The sequence below is a fragment of the Streptomyces sp. NPDC101393 genome (genome assembly GCF_044767385.1).
Taxonomy (GTDB): Bacteria; Actinomycetota; Actinomycetes; order Streptomycetales; family Streptomycetaceae; genus Streptomyces.
Genome location: NZ_JBIWNU010000003.1, coordinates 222198 through 246720, shown reverse-complemented (window position 1 = coordinate 246720; position 24523 = coordinate 222198). Strand labels below are relative to the sequence as shown.

Annotated in this window: 21 protein-coding genes; 7 read left to right on the top strand and 14 right to left on the bottom strand. The window is 71.3% G+C overall.

Features of this window, described 5'->3' with window-relative positions:
* Positions 1 to 26 precede the first annotated feature (26 nt).
* Entirely contained in the window at positions 27 to 485 is a 459-nt protein-coding gene (locus ACIRQ7_RS10985; protein ID WP_401466278.1) for a MarR family winged helix-turn-helix transcriptional regulator, read from the bottom strand.
* A 118-nt stretch (positions 486 to 603) separates the two neighbouring features.
* Here ACIRQ7_RS10985 and ACIRQ7_RS10980 point away from each other — a divergent pair, with 118 nt between their 5' ends.
* The 3 genes from ACIRQ7_RS10980 to ACIRQ7_RS10970 all read left to right on the top strand — a co-directional run bounded on the left by ACIRQ7_RS10980 (position 604) and on the right by ACIRQ7_RS10970 (position 3424).
* The gene (locus ACIRQ7_RS10980) at positions 604 to 2535 is read left to right on the top strand and encodes an ABC transporter ATP-binding protein (RefSeq protein ID WP_404261659.1); all 1932 of its coding nucleotides are present in this window, start codon (positions 604 to 606) and stop codon (positions 2533 to 2535) included.
* Positions 2536 to 2649: 114 nt separating this feature from the next.
* Complete coding sequence (locus ACIRQ7_RS10975; RefSeq protein WP_404261658.1) at positions 2650 to 3042, top strand: DoxX family protein; 393 nt, start codon at positions 2650 to 2652, stop codon at positions 3040 to 3042.
* Positions 3043 to 3097: 55 nt separating this feature from the next.
* A complete protein-coding gene (locus tag ACIRQ7_RS10970; RefSeq protein WP_404261656.1) occupies positions 3098 to 3424 on the top strand; it encodes an RNA-binding protein in 327 nt (108 codons plus the stop codon).
* A gap of 19 nt (positions 3425 to 3443) precedes the next feature.
* On the opposite strand, the gene ACIRQ7_RS10965 is transcribed toward ACIRQ7_RS10970, so the two are convergent.
* Together ACIRQ7_RS10965 and ACIRQ7_RS10960 are read right to left on the bottom strand one after the other, a co-directional pair.
* A complete protein-coding gene (locus tag ACIRQ7_RS10965; RefSeq protein WP_404261654.1) occupies positions 3444 to 4631 on the bottom strand; it encodes an SGNH/GDSL hydrolase family protein in 1188 nt (395 codons plus the stop codon).
* A gap of 194 nt (positions 4632 to 4825) precedes the next feature.
* The gene (locus tag ACIRQ7_RS10960; protein WP_404261653.1) at positions 4826 to 8014 is read right to left on the bottom strand and encodes a glycoside hydrolase family 2 TIM barrel-domain containing protein; all 3189 of its coding nucleotides are present in this window, start codon (positions 8012 to 8014) and stop codon (positions 4826 to 4828) included.
* Between the two features lie 189 nt (positions 8015 to 8203).
* Between ACIRQ7_RS10960 and ACIRQ7_RS10955 the strand changes: the two genes are divergently transcribed.
* Entirely contained in the window at positions 8204 to 8794 is a 591-nt protein-coding gene (locus ACIRQ7_RS10955) for an NUDIX hydrolase (RefSeq protein ID WP_404261651.1), read from the top strand.
* On the opposite strand, the gene ACIRQ7_RS10950 is transcribed toward ACIRQ7_RS10955, so the two are convergent.
* From ACIRQ7_RS10950 to ACIRQ7_RS10930, 5 genes are all read right to left on the bottom strand, one after another.
* Entirely contained in the window at positions 8688 to 9383 is a 696-nt protein-coding gene (locus ACIRQ7_RS10950; RefSeq protein ID WP_404261649.1) for a hypothetical protein, read from the bottom strand. The genes ACIRQ7_RS10955 and ACIRQ7_RS10950 overlap by 107 nt on opposite strands.
* Positions 9384 to 9470: 87 nt before the next feature.
* Positions 9471 to 10865: a hypothetical protein gene (locus ACIRQ7_RS10945; protein ID WP_404261648.1), complete on the bottom strand. Its 1395-nt coding sequence runs from the start codon at positions 10863 to 10865 to the stop codon at positions 9471 to 9473.
* A gap of 147 nt (positions 10866 to 11012) precedes the next feature.
* Complete coding sequence (locus ACIRQ7_RS10940; protein WP_404261646.1) at positions 11013 to 11645, bottom strand: lactate utilization protein C; 633 nt, start codon at positions 11643 to 11645, stop codon at positions 11013 to 11015.
* Positions 11642 to 13132: a lactate utilization protein B gene (locus ACIRQ7_RS10935; protein WP_404261644.1), complete on the bottom strand. Its 1491-nt coding sequence runs from the start codon at positions 13130 to 13132 to the stop codon at positions 11642 to 11644. The genes ACIRQ7_RS10940 and ACIRQ7_RS10935 overlap by 4 nt, the downstream gene beginning before the upstream one ends.
* Positions 13129 to 13881: a (Fe-S)-binding protein gene (locus ACIRQ7_RS10930; protein ID WP_404261642.1), complete on the bottom strand. Its 753-nt coding sequence runs from the start codon at positions 13879 to 13881 to the stop codon at positions 13129 to 13131. The genes ACIRQ7_RS10935 and ACIRQ7_RS10930 overlap by 4 nt, the downstream gene beginning before the upstream one ends.
* 123 nt (positions 13882 to 14004) lie before the next feature.
* Here ACIRQ7_RS10930 and ACIRQ7_RS10925 point away from each other — a divergent pair, with 123 nt between their 5' ends.
* On the top strand, positions 14005 to 15351 hold the full coding sequence (locus ACIRQ7_RS10925) for an MFS transporter (protein WP_404261641.1): 1347 nt from the start codon (positions 14005 to 14007) through the stop codon (positions 15349 to 15351).
* A 359-nt stretch (positions 15352 to 15710) separates the two neighbouring features.
* On the opposite strand, the gene ACIRQ7_RS10920 is transcribed toward ACIRQ7_RS10925, so the two are convergent.
* From ACIRQ7_RS10920 to ACIRQ7_RS10895, 6 genes are all read right to left on the bottom strand, one after another.
* Complete coding sequence (locus tag ACIRQ7_RS10920) at positions 15711 to 16835, bottom strand: NAD(P)-binding domain-containing protein (protein WP_404261639.1); 1125 nt, start codon at positions 16833 to 16835, stop codon at positions 15711 to 15713.
* 108 nt (positions 16836 to 16943) lie between these two features.
* Positions 16944 to 18149, bottom strand: coding sequence for an LLM class flavin-dependent oxidoreductase (locus ACIRQ7_RS10915; RefSeq protein WP_404261638.1), 1206 nt, complete (start codon positions 18147 to 18149; stop codon positions 16944 to 16946).
* A 1-nt stretch (position 18150) separates the two neighbouring features.
* Positions 18151 to 19194, bottom strand: coding sequence for an ABC transporter substrate-binding protein (locus ACIRQ7_RS10910; protein ID WP_404261637.1), 1044 nt, complete (start codon positions 19192 to 19194; stop codon positions 18151 to 18153).
* 104 nt (positions 19195 to 19298) lie between these two features.
* Positions 19299 to 20120: an ABC transporter ATP-binding protein gene (locus ACIRQ7_RS10905; RefSeq protein WP_404261635.1), complete on the bottom strand. Its 822-nt coding sequence runs from the start codon at positions 20118 to 20120 to the stop codon at positions 19299 to 19301.
* The gene (locus ACIRQ7_RS10900; protein WP_404261633.1) at positions 20093 to 21058 is read right to left on the bottom strand and encodes an ABC transporter permease; all 966 of its coding nucleotides are present in this window, start codon (positions 21056 to 21058) and stop codon (positions 20093 to 20095) included. Before ACIRQ7_RS10900 ends, ACIRQ7_RS10905 begins: the two co-directional genes overlap by 28 nt.
* A gap of 268 nt (positions 21059 to 21326) precedes the next feature.
* Positions 21327 to 21410 carry a putative leader peptide gene (locus ACIRQ7_RS10895; protein WP_401467605.1) on the bottom strand — a complete coding sequence of 28 codons (84 nt, stop codon included), beginning with the start codon at positions 21408 to 21410 and terminating at the stop codon, positions 21327 to 21329.
* A gap of 938 nt (positions 21411 to 22348) precedes the next feature.
* On the opposite strand from ACIRQ7_RS10895, the gene ACIRQ7_RS10890 reads away from it, so the two are divergent.
* The gene (locus ACIRQ7_RS10890) at positions 22349 to 22771 is read left to right on the top strand and encodes a YjbQ family protein (RefSeq protein ID WP_404261631.1); all 423 of its coding nucleotides are present in this window, start codon (positions 22349 to 22351) and stop codon (positions 22769 to 22771) included.
* A 207-nt stretch (positions 22772 to 22978) separates the two neighbouring features.
* Entirely contained in the window at positions 22979 to 24343 is a 1365-nt protein-coding gene (locus tag ACIRQ7_RS10885; protein WP_401466207.1) for an FAD-dependent oxidoreductase, read from the top strand.
* Positions 24344 to 24523: the final 180 nt, after the last annotated feature.

Below are 24523 nucleotides of genomic sequence, written 5' to 3'. Positions count from 1 at the left end.
GCACTCCTCCGGTCGGTTCGGGCGACTCAGTGAGGGGTCCCCGGTCCGTCGACCAGGGCGGACAGCAGACCGCCGAGCACCTCGCGCTGTGCGGCGGTCAGTGGAGCCAGGATGTCCTCCGCGGCATCCCTGCGCGCGCTGCGGAGCGCGCGCAGGGTGGAGCGTCCGGTGTCGGTGAGCTCGATCCGCACCACCCGGCGGTTGGCCGGATCGGGCACCCGCCGGACGGCGCCGTTCGCCTCCAGCGCGTCCACGAGCGTCGTGACCGCGCGCGGTACGACCTCCAGCCGTTCGGCGAGATCCGCCATCCGGGGCGGGGTGTCGCGGTAGTGGTCCACGATCCGCAGCAGTCTGGATTGCGCGGGGGTGAAAGCGATGTCCAGATGTTCCAGATGGTGTTTTTGCGCGCGGTGCATCCGGCGGGTCAGCCGAACCAACTGCTCGGCGAGGTTGGTGGTGCTGACCGTCGGCTCGGGGGAGGGCATACGGCGAGGATAACAGGACTAAGTTCATTGTGAGTATAGGTAACAATGAGCTAGGCTCCATGAATCCTCAACCGATCCCTGTTCGGCCCCGCACCCCTCACACCCCTCGAAGGAGCCCATGCGCAGCGACCAACCCGAGTGGACCCCACCGCCCAAGGACCCCGAAGCGCCGGTCCAGCTGCGGCGGATCCTGACGCTCTTCCGCCCCTACCGAGGCCGGCTGGCCGTCGTCGGCCTGCTGGTCGGAGCCTCCTCCCTGGTCTCCGTCGCCTCGCCGTTCCTCCTGCGCGAGATCCTCGACGTGGCGATCCCCGACCGGCGCACCGGACTGCTCACCCTGCTCGCCCTCGGCATGATCGTCACCGCCGTCACCACCAGCGTCTTCGGCGTCCTGCAGACCCTGCTGTCCACCACCGTCGGCCAGCGCGTCATGCACGACCTGCGCACCGCCGTCTACGCCAAGCTCCAGCGGATGCCGCTCGCCTTCTTCACCCGCACCCGCACCGGCGAGGTCCAGTCCCGGATCGCCAACGACATCGGCGGCATGCAGGCGACGGTCACCTCCACGGCCACCTCCCTGGTCTCCAACCTGACCTCGGTCGTCGCCACCGTCGTCGCGATGATCGCCCTCGACTGGCGGCTGACCGTCGTCTCGCTGCTGCTGCTCCCGCTCTTCGTGTGGATCAGCCGGCGGGTCGGCAACGAACGCAAGAAGATCACCACCCAGCGGCAGAAGCAGATGGCCTCGATGTCCGCGATGGTCACCGAATCGCTGTCGGTCTCCGGCATCCTGCTGGGCCGCACGATGGGCCGCGCCGACTCCCTCACCAAGAACTTCGCCGACGAGTCCGAACGCCTCGTCGACCTGGAGATCCGCTCCAACATGGCAGGCCGCTGGCGGATGGCCACCATCGGCATCGTGATGGCCGCCATGCCCGCGCTGATCTACTGGGCGGCGGGGCTGGTCCTCCAGTTCGGCGGCCCCACCTTCTCCCTCGGCACCCTCGTCGCCTTCGTGTCGCTCCAGCAGGGCCTGCTGCGCCCCACCGTCTCGCTGCTGTCCACCGGCGTGCAGATGCAGACCTCGCTCGCGCTCTTCCAGCGGATCTTCGAATACCTCGACCTGCCGGTCACCATCACCGAACCCGCCGCGCCCGCCCGCATCGAGACGCCGCGCGGCGAGATCCGCTTCGAGGACGTGACCTTCGCCTACGACCCCGAGGCCGAGCCCACCCTGCACGGCATCGACCTGACCGTCCCGGCCGGCGGCAGCCTCGCCGTCGTCGGCTCCACCGGCAGCGGCAAGAGCACCCTGAGCTATCTCGTACCGCGGCTCTACGACGTCTCCGGCGGACGGGTCACCCTGGACGGCACGGACGTGCGCGACCTCGACTTCGACACCCTCGCGCGCGCGGTGGGCGTGGTCTCCCAGGAGACGTACCTCTTCCACGCCTCGGTCGCCGACAACCTGCGCTTCGCGAAGCCGGACGCCACCGATGAGGAGATCGAACGGGCCGCCGTCGCCGCCCAGATCCACGACCACATCGCCTCGCTCCCCGACGGCTACGACACCCTCGTCGGCGAGCGCGGCTACCGCTTCTCCGGCGGCGAGAAGCAGCGCCTCGCGCTCGCCCGCACCATCCTGCGCGATCCGCCCGTACTCGTCCTGGACGAGGCCACCAGCGCCCTGGACACCCGCACCGAACACGCGGTGCAGGAGGCCATCGACGCGCTCTCCCAGGGGCGCACGACGCTCACCATCGCGCACCGCCTCTCCACGGTCCGCGACGCCGACCAGATCGTGGTCCTGGACGCCGGCCGGATCGCCGAGAGCGGCACCCACGACGAGCTGCTCGCCGCCGACGGCCGCTACGCCGCCCTGGTCCGGCGCGACGCGCTGCGCGTACCGGTCGACGGACACGCGGTAAGGGACGGGCAGGACGCGCAGGACGCGCGACAGCAGCGGGTGGATCAGGGCGTACCGGACGTACCGCCCGCTGACCGTGACGCACGCCTCACGGCGTCCGGCGATCAGGTGATGACCCCGTAAGTGACCCACGGGTAAGGTCGGGATCGCGGCGGCCAGTTCACAGGTCGGGGCGGCCGCCGCACCCCCTTCCTCGACCGTCGCCGTCCGCGGGACCGACCGATCCGGGAGCATGTCGTGGCAGCCAACGCCCGTTCCGCCCGCCTGCTGGCCCGCCTTCTCGCGGGCGCGGGCACCGTGCACTTCCTCGCGCCGAAGCCGTTCGACGCGATGATTCCCCGGACCCTGCCCGGCAGCCCGCGCGCATGGACCTACGCCAGCGGTGCCGCCGAGCTCGCCATCGCCGCCGCCATCGCCGTCCCGCGCACCCGCCGGGCGGGCGCTCTTGCCGCTGCCGGCCTGTTCGCCGTCGTCTTCCCCGCCAACGTCAAAATGGCCCACGACTGGCGCAACCGCCCGGCCCCCCTCAAGGCCGCCGCCTACGCCCGGCTCCCCGGCCAGGTCCCGCTGATCCTCTGGGCCCTGCACACCGCCCGCGAGGCCGCCCGGCCCGGCGCCGCATCGGACTGAACCTCCGGCGAGCGCGGTCGGCGGTTCGGGGCCGGCCGCCCCGTACCCTCCTGCCATGACCACCCACCAGGACCTCCCCCGCTTCGAGCTCGGCTTCCCCGGGCCGCTGCGGGACCGGCTCGTCGCCGCGGTGCTGTCCGGCGCCAAGACCGCCACGACCGGACTGCTGACGGAGTACGCGCGGTTCGACGAGCCGCTGCCGGTCGTCGGGCAGCAGGCCGTCCTGCCCGACTCCGCGGGGCGCGGCCACGAGGAGTACTGGCACGGTCCGGACATGCGGGAGGCGCTGGGCGACCCGGAGTTCACCGTCGACGACGACACCATGGTCGTGACCGAGACCTTCCGGGTCGCCCAGCGCCTGGCGGCCCCCGACGCGGGCTGACCCCGCACGGCCCGACGGCTCAGAGGGTGTCGAGGTCGACGGCCTCGGCCATCGCGCGGTAGCCCGCGTCGTTGGGGTGCTTGTGGTCGCCACTGTCGTAGCGGGCGGCGAGCGCGTCGGCATCGTCCGGGTCGGCGAACACCGCGGCGAGGTCGGCGACCGCGTCGAACTCACCCGACGTACGGATCCACGCGTTGACCTCCTTGCGCTTCGCCTCGGCCGCCGGCGTGTGGTACTCCGAGCCCTTGAACGGCAGCACCGTCGCGCCGGTGACGCGTACCCCGGCCGCGTGCGCCTGGCCGATCAGGTCCCGGTAACCGGCGAGGAGTCCGGCGACCGGGTTGTCCGGGTTCGGCTTGTAGGACGGCAGGTCCACCTCGCTGAACCCGATGTCGTTGAGCCCGACGAGGACGATCACCGAGCGGACGCCCGGCTGGTCCAGCACATCGTGGCCGAAGCGGGCGCCGGCCCGCTCACCGAACCACGCCGAGTCGTTGAGCAGCAGATTCCCGCCGATGCCCAGGTTGAGCACGGGACGCGGGGTGCCCCGGGCGGCCAGCCGCTCGGCCAGCGCGTCCGAGTAGCGCCGGTTCCCGTCGACGGTGGAGGCGAAGCCGTCGGTGAGGGAGTCCCCGAAGACCACGACGGTGTCCTCGCGCGCCTCCCCACCCGCCAGTTCGAGCGCCGCGAGGTGGTACCAGGACACCGTCGTCTCGGTGAACACGGCCGGGTCGGCGGCCCCCAACTGGTCCCCGGCGGCGCGGTAGGCGGTGGTGAACGCCTGCGCATGGAAGGTGGCCGGGCCGGTCGGCCGGGCGAAGTACAACGACACCGTCAGCGCGTCGAACGCCGCCACCCGCACCTCGGCGGCGTCGCTGTGGACCTCGCCGCCCGCCGGGACGGTGACCGAGGAGGCGCCGCCGAAGGTGAGCCCGACGCCCGTGCCGGGCAGCACGGCCGCTCCGGTGTCCGTACGGGCGAGGGTGGCGCCCGAGACCTCCAACGGGCCGGTCCCGTAGCGGTTGGAGAGCTTGATGCGGGCCGAGGTGCCCGAACCGGTGACCCGCACGATCTGACGGACGGTCTGGTCGGCGAAGCCCTCCTCGGCCCAGTTCTTGTCGAAACCGGTGCTGGGGCGCTGCATTGCCGCGGCCCACCCGGCGTTCCAGTGGGTCCGGTCGGCGGTGGTGTGCGCGGTGCTGCTCATGACGGGGGCTGCCTCTCGGTCTTCCGGCCTCTCGGTCTTCCGGCCGGTGGTGATGGCAGCGAGTCTGCTGCCGGGCGGGAGGGTTACCCAGACCTCTGCGCTGCGTAGGCATCGCGTGCCTGTGCAGCGCCTGCCTACGCATGTCAGGGTCACCCTCGGCGCCCGGCCGCGGACCGGTGCGGCTCCGGCCGGTCCTACGCCGGTGAGAGCCGGTAGGCGTAGCTGTACGTCCGGTCGGCGTGCAGCAGGTACTTCTCCAGCGGCGGCGCGCCCCAGGAGTCATTGCCGCCGACGCCCATCTGGCGGTGGTTGACGCCCAGTTGGGTCTCCTTGCGCGGCTTCAGCTCATGGGGGTGCCGCACCTCCTCCAGGTCGGTCGGGGCGTACCGCAGCGCACTGATCTCCAACAGCTGCGCGTCCTCGCCCGGTTCGGCACTGACCCGCAGTCCGGTGCCGTCCCGGTCGGTGAGGGAGGCGGTGCGCACATCGATGGCGTTGCCGGTCTGCTGGGGACGCGCGTAGGGCCCCAGCTGCTCGTCGACGGAGGTGCGGTAGCGGCCCACGAACGCGCCGGTGTGCCGGTCCCAGTAGTTCTCCTGCGGACCGCGCCCGTACCAGTCGAAGGTCCGGAACCCGGCCGGGACGGTGAGGAGCGCACCGACCATCGGCAGATCGGGCAGCCCGGCACCGGGGGAGAGGGTGTGCTTGACGCGCAGTTCGCCGTCCCCCCGCACGGTCAGGACGGTGTCCCAGCGGGAGGTGGCGGGAGAGGTGGGCAGCGTGGCGGCGATCTCGACGGTGACCTCGGAGGGCGACGGCTGGGCCGCCTTCACCCCGGTGACCTTCCGCCCGGCGCCGGCCTCCCGCCAGGTGCGCAGCGACTTCTCGGCGCCGCGGCCGATGTCGTTGTCGGTGGCGCCGCGCCAGAAGTTCGGCACCGGCCCGCCGGACAGCAGCACCCGGCCCTTGTGCCGGTAGGAGGTCAGGGCGCCGGAGGCCTTGTCGAGGACGAGTTCGACGTCCCGGCCGCTGACGGTCACGGCCTTGTCGGTCTCGGCGAGTTTCAGCGGCGGCAGGGTGGAGGGTGCCGGGTCGGCGGGAGCCGGGGTGTGCCAGGGCAGGGCGAGTTGCTCGGCGGCCACGCTGTGCCCGGCGTCCGCCCAGCGGGTGGATTCGCGCAGTACGAAGGAGAGGTTGAGCCAGTACGCGGCGCCGGGTTCCGGCCGCGCGGGACGCTTCAGCGGCAGCTTCACCGTCCCGTCCGCCCCGGGGGCGACCTTCGGCGCCGGGAGCGTGCCGCGCTGGATGCGGTGCCCGTCACGGGTGACCTCCCAGCGCAGCTCGTAGGCGTCCAGGTTCAGGAACAGCTGCCGGTTGGTGACCTGCACGGCACTGACGCCGGGGTCGGCAGCGGCCATCCGCACGGCCTGGTAGACCTTTTTCACCTCGTGGATCGCCGGGTGCGGGACGCGGTCGGAGGAGACGATGCCGTCGCAGGAGAAGATCCCGTCGGTGGGGTATCCGGGCTTCCAGTCGCCGCCGTAGGACAGATAGGTGTGGCGCGGGTCGCCGGGGACGGGGAGGCGGATCGTCTGGTCGACGAAGTCCCAGATGAAGCCGCCGTGCAGGTTGGGGTAGCGCTCGATGATGTCCCAGTAGTCCTGGAAATTGCCGGTGCTGTTGCCCATCGAGTGGGAGTACTCGCACAGGATGTAGGGCTTGGGGTTGCCGGACGTGCCGTACTTCTCCACCTGGTCGGGCGTGGAGTACATCTCGCTGTGCATGTCGGCGACGTCGTTCATGCCTTCGTAGTGGACCGGCCGGGACGGGTCGCGGTGGTGCGTCCAGTCCGCCATGACCTGGAAATTGCTGCCCTGACCTGCTTCGTTGCCCAGGGACCAGACCACGATGCTGGGGTGGTTCTTGTCCCGTTCCACCATGGAGCGCATCCGGTCCAGACAGGCGTCGGTCCACTCGGGCAGACCGGCGGGCAGGCTGTCGCGCACGCCGTGCGTCTCCAGGTTGGCCTCCCCGATGACGTACAGGCCGTAGGTGTCGCACAGCTCCAGCCAGTAGGGGTGGTTCGGGTAGTGCGAGGTGCGCACCGCGTTGATGTTGTGCCGCTTCATGATGCGGATGTCCTGCCGCATCCGCTCCTCGGTGACGGCCTGTCCGTGGTCCGGGTCGGACTCGTGGCGGTTGACGCCGCGCAGGACGATGGGGCGGCCGTTCACGGTGAAGGAGCCGGGGCCGCAGGAGACCGTGCGGAAGCCGAGGGTGGTGCGCTGGACGTCGACCGTCCGGCCGCTCGGGTCGGTGAGGGTGACCAGGAGTGTGTAGAGATGCGGGGCCTCGGCCGACCACAGGTCGGGGGCCCGCACCGTGGCCTTCGGCTCGACACTCACGTCCTTGCTGCCGTCGAAGGACACCGCGGCGGTCAGCGGCTCGGGCAGGACCGGTTTGCCGTCGGAGTCGTGGAGGGTGGCGGTCAGCCGGTGCTCGCCCGTCCGGGCCTTCCCGCCCGCACCCCGGTCGCGCACGGTGGTGCGAACGGTCAGGACGGCGTCGCGCAGTTCGCCGTCCAGGTCGGTGCGGACCTCCAGGTCCTGGACGTGCACCGGCGGGATGGAGTAGAGGTACACGTCGCGGAAGATCCCGGACAGGTCGATCATGTCCTGGTCCTCCAGCCAGCTGCCGTCGGACCAGCGGTAGACCTCCACCGCAAGGGAGTTGGTGCCCGACTGGAGGTGGCCGGTGATGTCGAACTCGGACGGGGTGAAGCTGTCCTCGCTGTAGCCGACCCGCTCGCCGTTGACCCAGACGAAGAACGCCGACTTGACGCCCTGGAAGGAGATCAGGGTGCGGCGGCCGTCCCAGTCCTGGGGCACCGTGAAGGTACGGCGGTAGGAGCCGACCGGGTTGAAGTCCTTGGGGACGTCGGGCGGCGCGGGGGTCTCGTAGCCTTCCCACGCGTACTTGATGTTGAGGTAGATCGGCTCCGGATAGCCCTCGATCTCCCAGTTGGAGGGCACCGCGATCCGGTCCCAGCCGCTGTCGTCGTAGTCGGGCCGGTGGAAGTCCTGAGGGCGAACGTCGGGGTTCTTCGACCAGTGGAAGCGCCAACTGCCGTTCAGGGAACGGTAGTAGGGGGATTCGGTGAACGTGCCCGTCAGTGCTGATGCGGTGTTCCGGTAGGGGATCAGGCGGGCGCGGGCCGTCTCGCGGTTCACCTGGAAGACGCGCGGTCGCCCGTTCCATTCCCCCTCGGCGGCGCCGGAGGCCTCCGCGGCGAACGCCCGTTTCTGTGCCGAGAAGGCGGCCCAGCCCGCGAGTGCGGTGCTGGTGGCGAGGAAGGAGCGGCGGCTCACGCCACGTACGTTCATGCGACAGCTCCGAACGTAAGGCAACAGGAAGCCCCAGGATCGAACAACATCTGTTCTCAAGACAAGCCCCCCGCACGCTCCTTCACCACCCGCCGTGCTGCCGGGAACGGTCCCCGAAAAGGGCGTGGCCGGTACGGTGGATGTCCGTCGCGGGCCCGCCGCCCGCCCTCCCGGATCGCGAGATGACTGATGAATCAGCCCGCAGCTCACACCTACCTGGCCGCGGCCGTGGTGGTGCACCAGGCGCGTGTGTTGATCGTGCGCCGCAGCTACAGCGAACGCTTCCTGCCCGGCGCGTGGGGCGTGCCGTGCGGCAAACTGGACCGCGGGGAGAGCGCCGAGAGCGGCGCCCTGCGCGAGCTGAAGGAGGAGACCGGACTGCTCGGCACCATCGTCGCGCACACCGGCTCGTCCTCCTTCATGAGCGACTATCAAGGCCGCCGCGTCCGCAATCACCAGGAGAACTTCGTCGTCCGCCCCTTCCACCTCGACGTGGTGCTGCCCAGCCCCGACCAGGCCTACCGCTGGGCGCGACCCGACGAACTCGCCGAGGCCGGTGTGGACGCCTACAACCTCGACGTCATCCGTCAGGCCTTCGGCGGCCGGCTCGACCCGTCCGGCTTCCGCGTCCCCGGCCTCACCCACGCGCTGCCCGCCGCCTTCGGTACGCCGTTCAGTACCCCAAAGACCGTGCCAGTGCGTCGAGTTCGGCGAGATACACGTCCTGCCGCAGTGGAATCTTGGGCAGTGGATCCGGGCGCCGCGCGCCGCCGTTCCTGACATAGACATCGGTCACCGACCGCCGGGGCGCGGTCTCCAGGAACAGCGTCACGCTCGGCTCCTCGCTCACCACACGATGCAGCGCGGTGGCCGCGAGGCCGTAGCTGCTGCCCGCCGCATGCCGCTCCGTACGCAGCAGCCGCAGCCGTGCGTCCCCCATCCGCCGCAGTCGCCACGCACCACCGGGCCCGTCGATCGTCTCGCGGTAGGCGACCGCGGGCTCGCCCTCGGCGGAGGGTTCGTAGCACTCCATCCGCACCCGTCCGCGCACCACCGCCGAGGCGATCGCGCACCGGTGATTGTGGATGTCCTCGGGAACCGCGCCGGTCCTGCCGTGCCAGAAATGGACGCGCAGCATGAAGCGCGGCGCCCCGCCGAGCAGTAACAGCTTGTCGAAACCGAGCACATGACGGTACGACAGCCGGATGCACTCCGGCAGTCCCTGATCGCCGTCGGCTAATCGCCGCACCAGCGGGCCGAGCGTGGCGGGGTCCGCCAGCCGGGCGATCGCCGCGCGCGCCACCTCCGGCGCCGGGGGCGCGCCGCCCAGCCGCTCGGCCAGCAGCCGCCGTGCCTCCTCGACCTGCATTCCTGCCTCCCCTTCACCACCACCGGCCGGCGCCGGACCACGGGCCCGCCTCCCGGAACTCCGCCCCGAGCGGCGATCCGCCCGCCATCACGGCCGGTAGACCATCTGCGCATGCCGGCGCAGCACCGACAGCCCCTGATACGCCATCCACACCGGGTGCCCCATGGGCCCGTCGTCCCACCGCCACACCCCGTCCTGCTGCATGCCGTACACCCGGGCCACGGCCGTGGTCAGCTGTGCCTCCCACACCGGCAGGCCGACGCCGTCCGCCGCGATCTGCCGGGCTCCGTCCGTCATCAGGGCGCGGGCCACCCAGGCCGCCGCGAAATGCCGTACCGACAGCAGCTCGCGGTGCAGCGGGTCCTCCAGGCCGGGACGCCGCAGATCCTCCTGGCTGTTCTCCAGGTCGGGCGAGCCACCCGACAGCGGCGCCGGACCGGCCAGCAGCCACCGCAGTCCGTCCTCGCGCGCGGCGCGCTGCCGCTCGTCCTCCCCCAGCACCCGGGCGGCCCGGTCCAGCGCGACCACGGCCCGCGCGGTGTGGGCGGCGGACGGTGCCGGATTGCCCCGGCCGGTGGCCAGCGCGGCACCCCAGCAGCGGTGGCCACCGCGCGTGGCGTCGGTCGTGGCGCCGTTGACCAGGTCGTCGCGCAGCCCGCCCAGCACGGCGGAGCCGGGGGCGGCGCGCAGCAGCCCGCGCAGCACATTCGTCACCACGTAGGTGTTCGCGAGGCCGTACGCGTCCTGACCGGGGTCCACCAGGGCTTCGCAGCGGCGGACCTCGGAGGCCAGCAGATCGGGATCCACGCCGGCCCGCGCCAGGGCTCCCAGCACGATCGCGGTCACCTCCGGGCGCGCCCCGAGGCCCTGCGAACGGGCGGCCCAGCCGCCGTCGGGCAGTCGCAGCCGCCACAGCGTCGCGATCACCTCGCCGGTGCGTATCCGGCCGTCGGACGGCGCGATGTCGAGCAGCAGGTGCAGTCCGTAGGCGGTGCCGAACGCCGTGGGATACACGGGGGGTTCGCTCTCCGCGAGGGAGTGTGGCCAGCCCGTCATGGGCTCCTCGCCGGGCACGTCGACCACGGCGATCCCGCGCCGCAGCGCCTCGTACGTACCGTCCAGCAGGTCCGGCAGCGAACCGGCGGGCGACGGCGTGGGAACGGCCGGGGCGGGGGCCTCGCCCGGCGCGGCCCTGGCGCGCAGCAGCGCGGCCGCCAGCCACGCCACGACGCCCACACCGATACCGGCCGTCCCCGCGACGGCATAGCGCGCCGTCTCGACACCGAGCCCCTCCGGCAGGATCCCCAGCAGCGTCTGGAACACGGCGAACGCGGCGGCCGGCGCGCCGAGCCGCCCCAGCCAGGTGAGCAGCCGGGAGGGAGCGGAGGCGGGCGGGTCGTCAGAGCGGGGCGGCGCACCGGGGTCCGGGAGGGGCAGGCTCGCGCGCGAGCGCTGGGCGGGCACGCGTTGCCGCAGCATCATCCGCTTCTCCCCCCGGGGCCGCGACCCCCATCGCATCGACATGACCGGCTGCCGCATGCACCATGCGCAGTCCTGATCAGTGTAGAAGTCCCCACTGACACCGGGGCGGCACACCTGTCCCCGCCGTACCTGTCCGGAACGCGCCGCTCAGCCCGACAGCAGAATCACCTCAAGGGTGCGCGGCCCGTGCACCCCCTCGACCCGGTCGAGTTCGATGTCGCTGGTCGCGGACGGGCCGGAGATCCAGGTCAGCGGCCGTGCCGGGTCCAGCCGCACCAGCGCCTGCGGCACCGATCCGACGACCTGGTCGGGGACCCGTACGACACAGACGTGATGGTCGGGCACCAGAGTGATCCGGCGCCTGCCCTGGTCGGGCCCCGCGTCCAGGACGAGGGTGCCGGTCTCCGCGATGGCGACCGCACAGCCCGTCACCACGCTCTCCACGGCGTCCAGTTGATGGGGGGTCGAGGCAGCGTCGTCGGCCACCCGGGTGGCGTCGGTTGTGTCCAGCCACCACGACGGCAGGCCCCGCGGGACGAGCACCGTACGGCGCAGCAGCCGGCCGATCAGCGCGGGCAGCTCCGCGGCGCCGGAGCGGTGCACGATCGCCCGGTAGTCGGCGAGGTTCTCCGCGAGCAGATCGACGGTCTGCGCGGTGGTACGGGAGCCGTGCACCTGCCGGTAGTCCCGCGTCACCGGCGGGTCCTTCGGCCCCTCGCCGCGCGGCACATCCGCCAATGCCCGGCGCACCCGCGCCAGGACCACGTCGCGCCCGCTCATGCGGAGCCTCCCTGCGGCTTCGGGGTGGTGGCGCGGGTGCGCTGCCACCAGTCGCGGAACGACTCGGCGGGCACGGGCGGCAGGTCACGGGTGTCGGACCAGGCGCGCCCCGGCCCGGGAAGGCGTTTGGGGTGCAGCTTCCTGGTGCGCGCCGCCAGTCGCATCCCGCCGCGCAGCGCCGCCGGATGATCGAACGCCCACCCGGCGGCCCGCATCGCGGCCCGCTCCGCCGCATGCCCCTTGGCCGGTTTGAGGACCGTGCGCACGCCGTTGCGGGTGACCGGGCCGCCCTCGACCACCCGCTCCCGCAGATGCACCAGCACCTCGGGGATGTCGATGGCGACCGGGCAGACCTCGTAGCAGGCCCCGCACAGCGACGACGCGTACGGCAACGATGCCTCCAACGAGCCCTGGACGCCGCGTAGTTGCGGAGTGAGGATGGCACCGATCGGGCCGGGGTAGGGCGAGCCGTAGGCGTGCCCGCCGGCCCTCTCGTAGACCGGGCAGACGTTCAGGCACGCCGAGCAGCGGATGCAACGCAGCGCCTGCCGCCCGACGGTGTCCGCGAGGGTGTCGGTCCGCCCGTTGTCGAGCAGTACGAGATGGAAGGCCTGCGGTCCGTCGCCGTCGGTCGTCCCCGTCCAGGTGGAGGTGTAGGGGTTCATCCGCTCGGCCGTGGACGAGCGCGGCAGCAACTGGAGGTAGATTTCCAGGTCCTGCCAGGTCGGGACGACCTTCTCGATCCCCACGACGGAGATCAGCGTCTCGGGCAGCGTCAGGCACATCCGCCCGTTGCCCTCGGACTCGACGACCACCAGCGTGCCCGACTCGGCGACCATGAAATTGGCGCCGGAGATCCCCACCTTGGCCGACAGGAACTTCTCCCGCAGGTGCAGCCGCGCCGCCTCCGCCAGCTCGGCGGGGGAGTCGGACAGCCCCTCGGGCGCCGGACGACCCCAACTCCCCATCTCCCGGCGGAAGATGTCGCGGATCTCGGAACGGTTGCGGTGGATCGCCGGGACCAGGATGTGCGACGGAAGATCGTCACCGAGCTGCACGATCAGCTCGGCCAGATCTGTCTCGTACGCGCTGATACCGGCCTCGGCCAGCGCCTCGTTCAGCCCGATCTCCTGCGTCGCCATGGACTTGACCTTGACGACCTCGCGCTCGCCCGTCTCGTGGACCAGCCGCGCGACGATCCGGTTGGCCTCGTCGGCGTCCGCCGCCCAGTGGACCTGCCCGCCCGCGTCCGTGACCGCCGTCTCCAACTGTTCCAGATAGTGGTCGAGATGGCGCAGCGTACGGTCCTTGACCGCGGCGCCCGCGGCTCGCAGCTGCGCCCAGTCGTCCAGCTCGTCGACCGCCTTCGCCCGCTTGTCGCGGATGGTGCGGGTGGCGTGGGTGAGGTTGGCGCGCAGCTGGGTGTCACGGGTGGAGGCGGCCGCGGCCCGGGGGAACGCGGGCATGCCCAGGTACGTACCGTTCACAGCACGCTCCCTTCCGTACTGGCCAGGATCTCGGCGATGTGGACCGGGCGGACCGGCGCGCCCTGCCGGGTGAGGGTGCCGCCGATGTGCAGCAGGCAGGAGTTGTCGACGGTGCAGACCGCGTCGGCGCCGGTCCCGATGATGTGGCGGACCTTGTCGGCGCCCATCGCGGCGGAGACGGCCGGGTTCTTCACCGCGAACGTGCCGCCGAAACCGCAGCACTCCTCGGCTCCCGGCAGCTCGCGCAGCTCCAGACCCTTGACGCTCTCCAGCAGCCGCCGCGGCCGGTCGCCCAGCCCCAGCATCCGCAGACCGTGACAGGTGGGGTGATAGGTGACGGTGTGCGGGTAAGAGGCGCCGACGTCGGTCACCTTCAGCACATCCACCAGGAACTCGGTCAGCTCGTATGTCTTGGGCACCGCGGCGGCCGCCGCGTCCGCCAGCTGCCGCCCGCGCCCCTCGGCCGCGGCCTTCGCCCCGATCCGCGGGTAGTTGTCCCGCACCATCGCCGCGCACGAACCGGACGGGGTGACGACGTAGTCGTACTCCTTGAAGACCCGGTCGAAGCGCCGCACCAGCGGCTCGGTCGCATGCCGGTAGCCGGTGTTGAACTGGGGCTGCCCGCAGCAGCTCTGCCCGGCGGGGAAGTCGACCTCGACCCCCAGCCGCTCCAGGAGTGCGACCACCGCCCGGCCCGTCCGCGGATGGAGCGTGTCGTTGATACAGGTGACGAACAGTGCTACGCGCACGTTGCCATCTCCTTTCGGCCGCCCGGAACCCTGGCGGCCACCCACCTCACCGGTGCATGATCACCTGTCGGATCATCCTGCCCCAGCAGCAGGCTCAGGAGAAGGACCGGGAGCGGAGGACCCATGACGAGTGCGGAACGCATAGTGAAGGAGGACGGGGCGCCCGGCGGTGCGCGGCGGCCCTCGCAGCTGCGCCAGTTGGCAGCGGCCTCCGTCGGCAACGCCGTGGAGTGGTACGACTGGTACGCGTACTCCTTCCTGGCCGTCTACTTCGCCGAACAGGTCTTCCCCAAGGGCACCGGCAACTCCCTGGTGCCGCTGCTGTCCTCGTTCGCGGTCTTCGCGGTCGGCTTCTTCATGCGGCCGGTCGGCGGACTGCTGATGGGCGCGGTCGCCGACCGGCGCGGCCGGCGCGTGGCGCTCACCCTGACCATCCTGCTGATGGGCGGCGGCAGCCTCCTGGTCGCGCTCACCCCCACCTACGCCTCCACCGGGGTGCTGGCGCCGATCGTGCTGGTCATCGCCCGCCTCGTGCAGGGCCTGTCCGTCGGCGGCGAATTCGCGGCCTCCACGACCTTCCTCGTCGAATCGGCCGGACCCGGCCGCCGCGGGCTGTTCTCCAGCTTCCAGTACGTCTCCACGACCATCGGCCAGCTGCTGGCCTCCGGCACCGCGGCCCTGCTCGCCGCGCTGCTCAGCGAGGGGCAGATGGGCCAGTGGGGCTGGCGGGTGGCGTTCCTCGTCGGCGCGCTGCTCAGCCTGCTCGGGCTCTGGATCCGGCGCGGCGCGCAGGAGACCCTGCCCCAGGCTCTCCACTACGCACGAGCGGGGGAGACCCCGAGCGCCGAGCAGCGGGCGGCCGAGCGGCCCGGCCTCTTCGAGGCACTGCGCCGCTACCCCCGGCAGTCACTGCTGATCTGCGGCATCACCGCGGGCGGCACCATCGCCTACTACACCTGGACCACCTACCTGCCGACCTACGCGCAGGTCAACGCGGGCTTCGACAAGGGCGATTCGCTCACCGTCGGCACCCTCTCGCTGGTGTTCTTCGCCCTGCTGCAACCGCTCGGCGGCATGCTCTCGGACCGGATCGGCCGCAAACCGCTGCTGCTCGGCTTCTCGCTGGGCTTCGCCGTCCTCGCGGTGCCGATGCTGCACCTGGTCACCGACTCCTTCCTGTCGCTGCTGCTGGTGCAGTGCGCGGGGATGGTGCTGCTCACCGGATACACCTCGGTCGCCGCCGCGGTGAACGCGGAGGTCTTCCCCGCGCGGGTGCGGGCGGCCGGTATCGGCTTCCCGTACTCCCTCACCGTCGCCCTCTTCGGCGGCACCGCACCGTACGTCGGCACCTGGTTCAAGCAGGCCGGGCACGCCGATCTCTTCCCCTGGTACGTCGCGGTGCTGTGCCTGGTGTCGTTCTGCGTCTATCTGGCGCTGCCGGAGACCTCACGGCAGAAGCTGGACAAGTAGCCGGGGCGCCCCTCCCGCACGACGAAGGCGCCGCTCCTCCCGGGACAGGGAGGAGCGGCGCCCGTGTTTTACCAGGTCCGTCAGACGAGCCAACCCACGAAGTGGACGACGCCGGCAAGCAGGTTGGTGAGGAAGTTCATCTGGTCTTTCTCCTTGTGCAAAGTGATGCGTGTGGGACCAACGCTCCGGCCCAGCAGAGGATGTCGGCCGGAGGCGCCGTAACGGTCTGCAGCCCGTCGCTTGCGCCCCGTAAGCATCACCCGCCGCCTGCCCCTACGGGAACCCTTCCCGCCTTCGATCACGCTTTCCGGCGAACACTCGCCCCCACGTTCGTTTGTTCCCCCTCGGGAGCGGCCCGGCTACGGAGCGAGGCTGCTCGCCAATTCCGCCGATCCGGAGGGGAGTTGCCGCTTCCCGTCGAGCAGCTTGCGGATGTCGCGCACCGCGGCACGGCCCGCCCGGCCGGCGCCTATGGTGCTCGCCGACGGTCCGTAGCCGACGAGATGCACCCGGGCATCGCGCAGCGCCCGGGTGCCCGCCATCCGTATCCCGCCGCCCGGCTCCCGCAGCCGCAGCGGCGCGAGGTGATCGATGGCGGCGCGGAAGCCGGTCCCGTACAGCAGGGTGTCCGCCTCGACCGAGCGCCCGTCCGCCCATGCCACCCCGGTCGGGGTGACCCGGTCGAACAGCGGCAGCCGGTCCAGCACCCCGCTCTCACGGCCCTGCCGGATCGCTTCGGTCATGGGCAGCCCCGTCACGCTCACCACGCTCCGCGGCGGCAGCCCCTCCCGCACCCGCTCCTCGACCAGCGCCACGGCGGCCCGGCCCTGCTCCGCTCCGAAAGGGCCCTCGCGAAAGACGGGCGGCCGGCGCGTCACCCAGGCCGTGGCGGCCGCGACCGGCGCGATCTCCAGCAGCTGCTGGACGGCTGAGGTCCCACCGCCGATCACCACCACCCGCGACCCGGTGAATGCCTGCGGGCCCGGATACTGGGCGCTGTGCAGCTGCCGGCCGCGGAAGTCCCGCTGCCCGGGGAACCGCGGCCAGAACGGCCGGTCCCAGGTGCCGGTCGCATTGATCAGCGCCCGGGTGGCGTACACCCCCTCGGACGTCTCGACGAGCAGCCGCTCGTCCGGTCCCTCGCGCACCGCCGTCACGCTGACCGGGCGGTGCACCCGCAGCCCGAAGGCCTGCTCGTAACTGTCGAAATACGCGCCGATGACCTCGGAGGACGGACGGTCCGGGGCCGCGCCGGTCAGCTCCATGCCCGGCAGTGCGTGCATGCCGTGCACCTTGCCGTACGTCAGCGTCGGCCAGCGGAACTGCCAGGCGCCGCCGGGGCGCGGGGAGTGGTCGAGGACGACGACGTCCCGGTCCGGTGCGAACCCGCTCCGTCGCAGGTGGAAGGCGGCGGCCAGGCCGGCCTGCCCGGCGCCGATCACCACGACCTCGACCTCGGTCCCGTGCACCCCGCTGACGTTCATGGTTCTGCCAACCAGCGGAGCGGCGATTGTCTTCCCGCCCCGCCCCGCCCCGCCCCGCCCCGCCCGCCCGTCGCCGCCCCGCTCGTCCCGTCGCGCCCCGGCCCCGGCTCAGCGCCCCCCGCCGAACAGCAGCGGGGCGCCGCCGGGGGCCGACGCCGGGCGCCCGTTGGCGGCCGGCACTCCGTCGAGGGGCGAGGGGACCGCGTCCAGCAGGCTGCGCGCCGCCAGCTCGGGCCGCACGCCCTCACCGAACCAGTACGCCTCCTCCAGGTGCGGATAGCCGGAGAACACGAAGTGCTCGACGCCCAGCGCGTGGTACTCCTCGATCCGGTCGGCCACCTCGGCATGGCTGCCGACCAGGGCAGTACCCGCCCCGCCGCGCACCAGGCCGACGCCCGCCCAGAGGTTGGGCGAGATCTCCAGCTTGTCGCGCGAACCGCCGTGCAGCGCCAGCATCCGCTGCTGGCCCACCGACTCGCTCTTGCCCAGGGCCTGTTGGGCTGCCGCGACGGTGTCCGGGTCGAGATCGTCCAGCAGCCGGTTGGCGGTCGCCCAGGCTTCCTTGGAGGAGTCGCGGGAGATGGTGTGCAGCCGGATGCCGAAGCGGACCGTGCGGCCCGCCTTCTCGGCCAGCCCCCGGATCCAGTCGATCTTCTGCTTGACCTGCTCGGGCGGCTCGCCCCACGTGAGGTACACATCCACGTTCCGCGCGGCGACCGGACCCGCGGCCGGCGACGACCCGCCGAAGAAGACCGGCGGCAGCGGGTCCGGCGGCAGGGCGGTCAGCCCGCCGTCGACCTGGTAGTGCTCGCCCTGGAAGTCGAACGGCTTCCCGCCCCACACACCCCGTACGACCTGCAGGAACTCATCGGTGCGGGCATAGCGCCGGTCATGGTCGAGGTGATCGCCGAACCGCTTCTGCTCCGTGGAGTCGCCGCCGGTGACCACATTCAGCAGCAGCCGTCCGCGCGAGATGCGCTGATACGTCGCCGCCATCTGCGCCGCCAGCACCGGCGAGATCACCCCGGGCCGGAAGGCGACCAGGAACTTCAGCCGCTCGGTGACCTGGGTGAGCGCCACCGTCGTCAGCCAGGCGTCCTCGCACCACGTGCCGGTCGGCGTGAGCACCGCCTCGAACCCCAACTGCTCGGCCGCCTTGGCTATTTGGGCCAGATACTCGATGTCCGGGGCCCGTACCCCGCTCACCGGGGTGATGCGGTCCCGCCGGATACCGCCGTCCGTGTACGCGTGCCGGTCGACGAGGGTGCGCCCGTCGCCGCCGGTCGGCAGGAACCAATGCAGGTGTACGGACATGTCAGCCGGCCTTTCCGTAGGTGCGGGGCGCCGTGCTCGAAGGCGGCAGGTCGCCGTTGAAGCGCGGGTCGACGAACGACCCGAAGTCGAAGGAGCGGGGAATGAGCTTGAGCGAGGCGAAGGTGTCCACGATCTTCTGCTCGGAGGCGATCGCGGCCTTGTCCACGGCTACCGGGACCGCCGTGCCCCGGGTGCGCTTGACCGCGGCCAGCGCCACCTTCTGCGGCAGACCGGTCTCCTTCGACCAGGCCTTCGCCCAGGCGTCGGGGTGCTTGAAGACCCAGTTCTGGGCGCGCCGCAGCCGGTCGTTGTAGTCCTTGAGCACCTTGGACTTCGCCTTGTCGTCGAGCGCGGCGGGCGCGGCGACCTGGAAGCTCAGCCCGTTGACCACACCCTGCCCGGTGGTCAGCACCCGCGCGTCGGTCTGCGCGAGTGCCTGCGAGGTGTAGGGGTCCCAGACGGCCCAGGCATCCACCTTGCCCCGGGAGAACGCGGCGAGCGCGTCGGCCGGCTGGAGGTAGTTCAGGGTGACGTCCTTCGGGGACAGACCGGCCTTCTTCAGCTGCGAGATGAGCTGATAGTGCGCCGAGCTGCCCTGCGCCACCGCGATCGACTTGCCCTTCAGCTGGGCCGGCTTCTTCAACGGCGAGCCCTTCTTGACCAGCAGCGCGTCGCCCTCGGCCCGGCTGTGCGTACCCGCGATGACCTTGATCTTCGACTTCGCCGCGGCGGCGAACACCGGAGGCGTGTTGCCGACCCCGCCGACGTCGACGGCGCCCGCGTTCACCGCCTCCAGCAGTGGCGGCCCCGAGGTGAAGGTCGACCACTTGATCCGGTACGGCAGATCGTCCAGCTCGCCGGCGGCCCGCAGCACCGCCTCCGAACCACCCTTCTGGTCACCGACGTTGAGCGTCACCGACCCTTTGCCGTCGGTGCCGCTGCCGGTGCCGCCCCCGGATCCTCCCGCCCGCGGCGATCCCCCGCAGGCGGCCAGCAAGAGGGCGAGGGGGAGCAGCAGGGCCGGGGCGGTGTGCCGTGGTCGCATGGGATGTCCGTTCCGTTCTTGGTACGAGGTGGTGGTGCTTGTCGGTGGGGGGGGGAGGCGGGCCGGGGCGGGCGGCTGTGATGGCCGCGCGCCGGGCACGCCGGTCAGGCGGCGCGCCGGTCGTCCGTGGTGGCCGGGGGAGCCGGGGCGTCCGGGGCGGTGGGCGCCTCGTCCGGCTGCCCCTCCTCCACGCCCAGCCGGTCGAGCAGACGGGCGCGCAGCTCGGCGAAGCGCGGGTCGGCCAGGGTGCGCGGCCGCGGCAGGTCCACCTCGGTCTCGTACGCGATCCGGCCGTCCTCCATCACCAAGGCGCGGTCGGCGAGCAGCAGAGCCTCCTCGACGTCATGGGTGACCAGCAGCACGGCGCAGCCGCGCTCCTGCCACAACTCGGCGACCAGCCGCTGCGCCTTGATCCGGGTCAGCGCGTCGAGCGCACCGAACGGCTCGTCCAGCAACAGCAGATCGGGCTCGCGCACCAGCGCACGTGCGAGCGAGGCGCGCTGGGCCTCGCCGCCCGAGAGGGTCTTGGGCCACGCATCGGCACGGTGGCCGAGCCCGACCTCGTCCAACGCCGCGATCGCGGTGCTGCGTTCGGGGCGGCCCGGCAGCCCCAGCAGCACATTGCGCCAGACCCGCTTCCAGGGCATCAAGCGGGGAGCCTGGAAGGCCACGGCCTTGCGGCGCGGCACCAGCACCTCGCCCTCGATCTCCCGGTCGAGGCCGGCGAGTACCCGCAGCAGGGTCGACTTGCCGCAGCCGCTACGGCCCAGCAGTGCCACGAACTCGCCCGGACGGATGTCCAGTTGGAGACCGTCGATCACCGCGCGCCCGTCGAAGGACCGCACCAGGGCGTCCACCTGAACGGCGGCGCCGTGCTCCGCGCCCTGGTCGGTGCCGGTCACTGGCCGGTGAAGGTCGGTCGCCATTGCAGCAGCAGCCTTTCGAGAGTACGGACGAGGAAGTCGGCGATGAGCCCGAGAATCGCGTAGACCACCAGGCACACCACGATCACGTCGGTACGGAAGAACTCCCTGGCCTGGTTCATCAGGAAGCCGAGACCGTCATCCGCGTTGACCTGCTCACCGAAGACCAGCGCGAGCCAGGCGGTGGCCAGCGAGTAGCGCAGTCCCGTCATGGCGCCCGGCAGCGCACCCGGCAGGACGACGTGCCGGATCAGACCCCACCGGCCGAGTCCGAGCGAGGTGCCGGCCTCGACCAACTGGGAGTCCACGCCGCGGATTCCGGCGTACACGTTCAGATACAGATGGAACGCCACCCCGAGCGAGATCAGCGCGATCTTGGGTGCCTCGCCGATGCCCAGCCAGATGATGAAGAGCGGGATCACCCCCACCCAGGGGATGGAGCGCAACATCTGCACGGTCGCGTCGACCAGGTCCTCCCCGAGCCGCGAAAGCCCGGACACGAGTGCCAGCGTCACACCCGCCACGCCGCCGAACAGCAGCCCGACAGCGACACGTTGAAGCGACACCAGCATCGCCGACGGCAGGGTCCCGTCCGCGATGAGATCGCCACCGGTCGCGGCGATGGTCCCGGGCGAGGCCAGGATGTCGGCGTGCAGCGCCCCGGTCGCACTCAGCACCTGCCACACCACCAGCAACGCGACGGGCCCCGCGGTGCGCCGCAGCCACCTGGGTACGGACCGCCGGCTCCGCGAGACGGGCACCACACGGGAAAGCTCCGGCAAGCCGGTCCGGGGGCCGGTCCCGGGGTGGGTCGGACGGCCGTCAGCGTCCGTGCCGCCGGACCGGGCAGCCGCCTTCGACGTATCCGGCACCTCATCGGCATTGCTCGTACCGGATATATCGGGCGGTGAATGGCCGAGAGCGGCCTGATCAATGGTCATGAGGGCTCCACAGGGAGAGGAGGGCCCCGCCCGAACGCACACGTACGAGGGCAGCTGTGGGGGCAACTACCTGGGCAGCGCGGGGCGGCAGAGAGGAAGACGGGGGAGGGCGAGGAGGGAGGGGAGTGCGGCCGGGCGACGCGGGACATCACCCCGGCCCGACGACCTGGCCGGAACCGGCACGGCGCCGCGGATTCACTCCGCGCGGGTGGCGCGGCGCGACGGCCGGCGCAGGAAGAGCGCCAGGCGCGTCAGAACGTCGGGAGCGTCAGCAGCCGCGACAACAGGCGGCGGAGGCCACTCGCAGCAGGTCGATGTGACCGCGCGTCGTGAGCAGGGCTGACGTAGACATGCCCGTGAACGTAATGGTGCGCTCCGAGGGGGGTCAAACGCCGTCTCGGCTGGTGGACCTTTGTTGCGGGGGTGTTGCGGCGCCACCCGCGAGGTTGCCCGACCGCACCGGACCCCCGTGCGGAGCCTCTGCTCCCCAATGCCGCTGCGGTGCCCCTTCACCGTCACGTCAGGCTCCGTGCCGTTGGCGCCCGTGCCGTGACCGGAACGTCCACCGGGTGCTCTCATGGACGTGTGTGAATGGACGTGTCCGACCGGGCCCGGGTGTAGTTGAGGAGTTGAACGTTCTCACCATGCGGACGCCTCGCCCCTCGCCCGAGCCGCTCTTCAAGGTCGCCGAGCAATCGACCCGGGAATTCCGGACCGCCGCCCCGCTCTATCGGCTGGTCCACCAAACAGCGCCGGTGCCGCCCGCTGTGGAGATCAGCGTGATCAGCCAGACGGGAATGCGATGGAGCGTCACATGTAATCCACCGCAGCGCAATTCGAACTGAGGCTGCTGCGGATTTCTCTCAACTCGCTTCTTCATAAGGCAAGTTAAGCAGGCCTTTCCCCTCCTCCCACTCATGAGTCGCGGGTGTACAAACACGGAAGGCGAACAGTGACGCTTTGGATAACGGTGCGCACCCGGTCCGGGCTGTTGGAGCGCCCGACAGGAGCGAAGTCCGCTCGGTCCGCGAGGCGATCTCCTGTCAATTGCCCCGCCTGACCATGGGCTTTTCACCGAAAGGCATTAATGCGTGCCCTTCCGGTCCCAGACGATGTGCGTCCCGCGCCCGCGTCGTGGGCCGTCGCGCCGATGGCGACTGGCCGGGCCCTTCGCTCCCTGCTCTGCTTCCCCGCATCGGCATCGGCATCGGCATCGGCGTTGGCATCGGCGTCGCCTGGGGTCGTATCGGTGGAGGGAATTCCGTCGGCCGTTCTGTCAGGATCGGGCGCATGCCTGAGACCTTTATGACGCGAGTGATCGATGTGACCACCGGCTCACGCGAGGCGGTCTACGACCTGACCCGGGAATGCGCCGCCTTTCTGCGGGACGTCGCGCACGGCCGGGACGGCCTTCTGAACGTCTTCGCGCCCCACGCGACCATGGGCGTCGCGGTCCTGGAGACGGGAGCGGGAAGCGACGAGGACCTGCTGGCCGCCCTCGGCGACCTCCTTCCGGCGGACGACCGGTGGCGCCACCGGCACGGCAGTCCCGGCCATGGACGTGACCATGTGATCCCGGCGATCGTGCCGCCGCACGCCACCTTGCCGGTGGTCGGGGGAGAGCTGGCCCTTGGTACCTGGCAGTCTGTGTGCCTGGTGGACACCAACGGCGACAATCCTCAGCGGCATGTGCGGCTTTCCTTCATGAGTTAGCGCGATGGCCGGGAGGGGCGCGCCGCGGCGGATGTCGTCATCGTGGGGGCCGGTGGGCAGGGCTGCCCGCCACACCCCCTGCTTCGCCTTGGGGAACCCATAAGTCTGCCTTATGGGGGCATAAGTCCAACCCGCCTGCTAACTTAGGCTTGCCTTAGTTTAGGCTTCCCTCTGAGCACCATGCCATCGCTTGAAGGGAACCAGATCATGCCTCGCCCTCTGCGGGTAGCCATTGTCGGAGCCGGCCCCGCTGGGATCTATGCGGCTGACGCGCTGCTGAAGTCCGCAGTGGCCGTCGAGCCCGGCGTGTCCATCGATCTCTTCGAGCGGATGCCTGCGCCCTTCGGTCTGATCCGGTACGGCGTCGCCCCCGATCACCCACGCATCAAGGGCATCGTCACCGCGCTGCACCAGGTGCTCGACAAGCCGCAGGTCCGCTTCTTCGGCAACGTCGACTACCCGAAGGATGTCGACCTCGATGACCTGCGCACTTTCTACGACGCGGTGATCTTCTCCACGGGGGCCACGGCCGACCGGGCGCTGGACATACCGGGCATCGATCTCGATGGTTCGTACGGTGCGGCGGACTTCGTCTCCTGGTACGACGGGCACCCGGACGTGCCGCGTACCTGGCCGCTCACGGCGGAGAAGGTCGCCGTTCTCGGCGTCGGCAACGTCGCGCTCGACGTGGCGCGGGTCCTGGCCAAGACCGGGGACGAGCTGCTGCCGACCGAGATCCCGCCGAACGTCCACAGCGGCCTCAAGGCCAACAAGGCCTTGGAGGTCCACGTCTTCGGCCGCCGCGGGCCGGCGCAGGCGAAGTTCAGCCCGATGGAGCTGCGGGAGCTGGATCACTCCCCGAACATCGAGGTCATCGTCGACCCCGAGGACATCGACTACGACGACGGCTCGATCGCCACCCGGCGTGGCAACAAGCAGGCCGACATGGTCGCCAAGACGCTGGAGAACTGGGCCATCCGCGACGTCGGCAATCGGCCGCACAAGCTGTTCCTGCACTTCTTCGAGTCGCCGACCGAGATTCTCGGAGAGGACGGCGAGGTCGTCGGGCTGCGCACCGAGCGCACCGCCCTCGACGGCACCGGCAACGTCAAGGGGACCGGCGTCTTCAAGGACTGGGATGTCGCCGCGGTCTACCGCGCCGTCGGGTACCTGTCCGACGAACTGCCCAAGCTTCCCTGGGACGTCGCGTCGGGCACCGTGCCGGACCAGGGCGGCCGGGTGGTCGAGGAGACCGGCGAGCACCTGCAGTCGACGTACGTCACCGGCTGGATCCGGCGCGGCCCCGTGGGGCTGATCGGCCACACCAAGGGCGACGCCAACGAGACCGTCGCCAGCCTGCTGGACGACCACGCGAACGGCCGCCTGCACACTCCCGGTGCGCCCGCCCCGGAGGCCGTCGAGGCTTTCCTCGGGGAGCGACAGGTCCGCTTCACCACGTGGGACGGCTGGTATCGGCTGGACGCCGCGGAGAAGGCGCTGGGCGAGCCGGAGGGCCGCGAGCGCGTGAAGATCGTCGAGCGTGAGGACATGATCAAGGCGAGCGGCGCCTAGGCGGACCGCGCCGGCTGACGGGCTCACCTGGCCCGAAGCCTCTCGTACGCACGCCGCGGACACGGATCCGCCGGCCCGGAAGATGGTGTCCGGGCCGGCGGATCCGTGCTGTGTGGGTGAGTGGGGCCAACTGGGGCCCAGTGGCGTCAAGTGGCATCAAGTGGGGCTATGCGGCTCTGT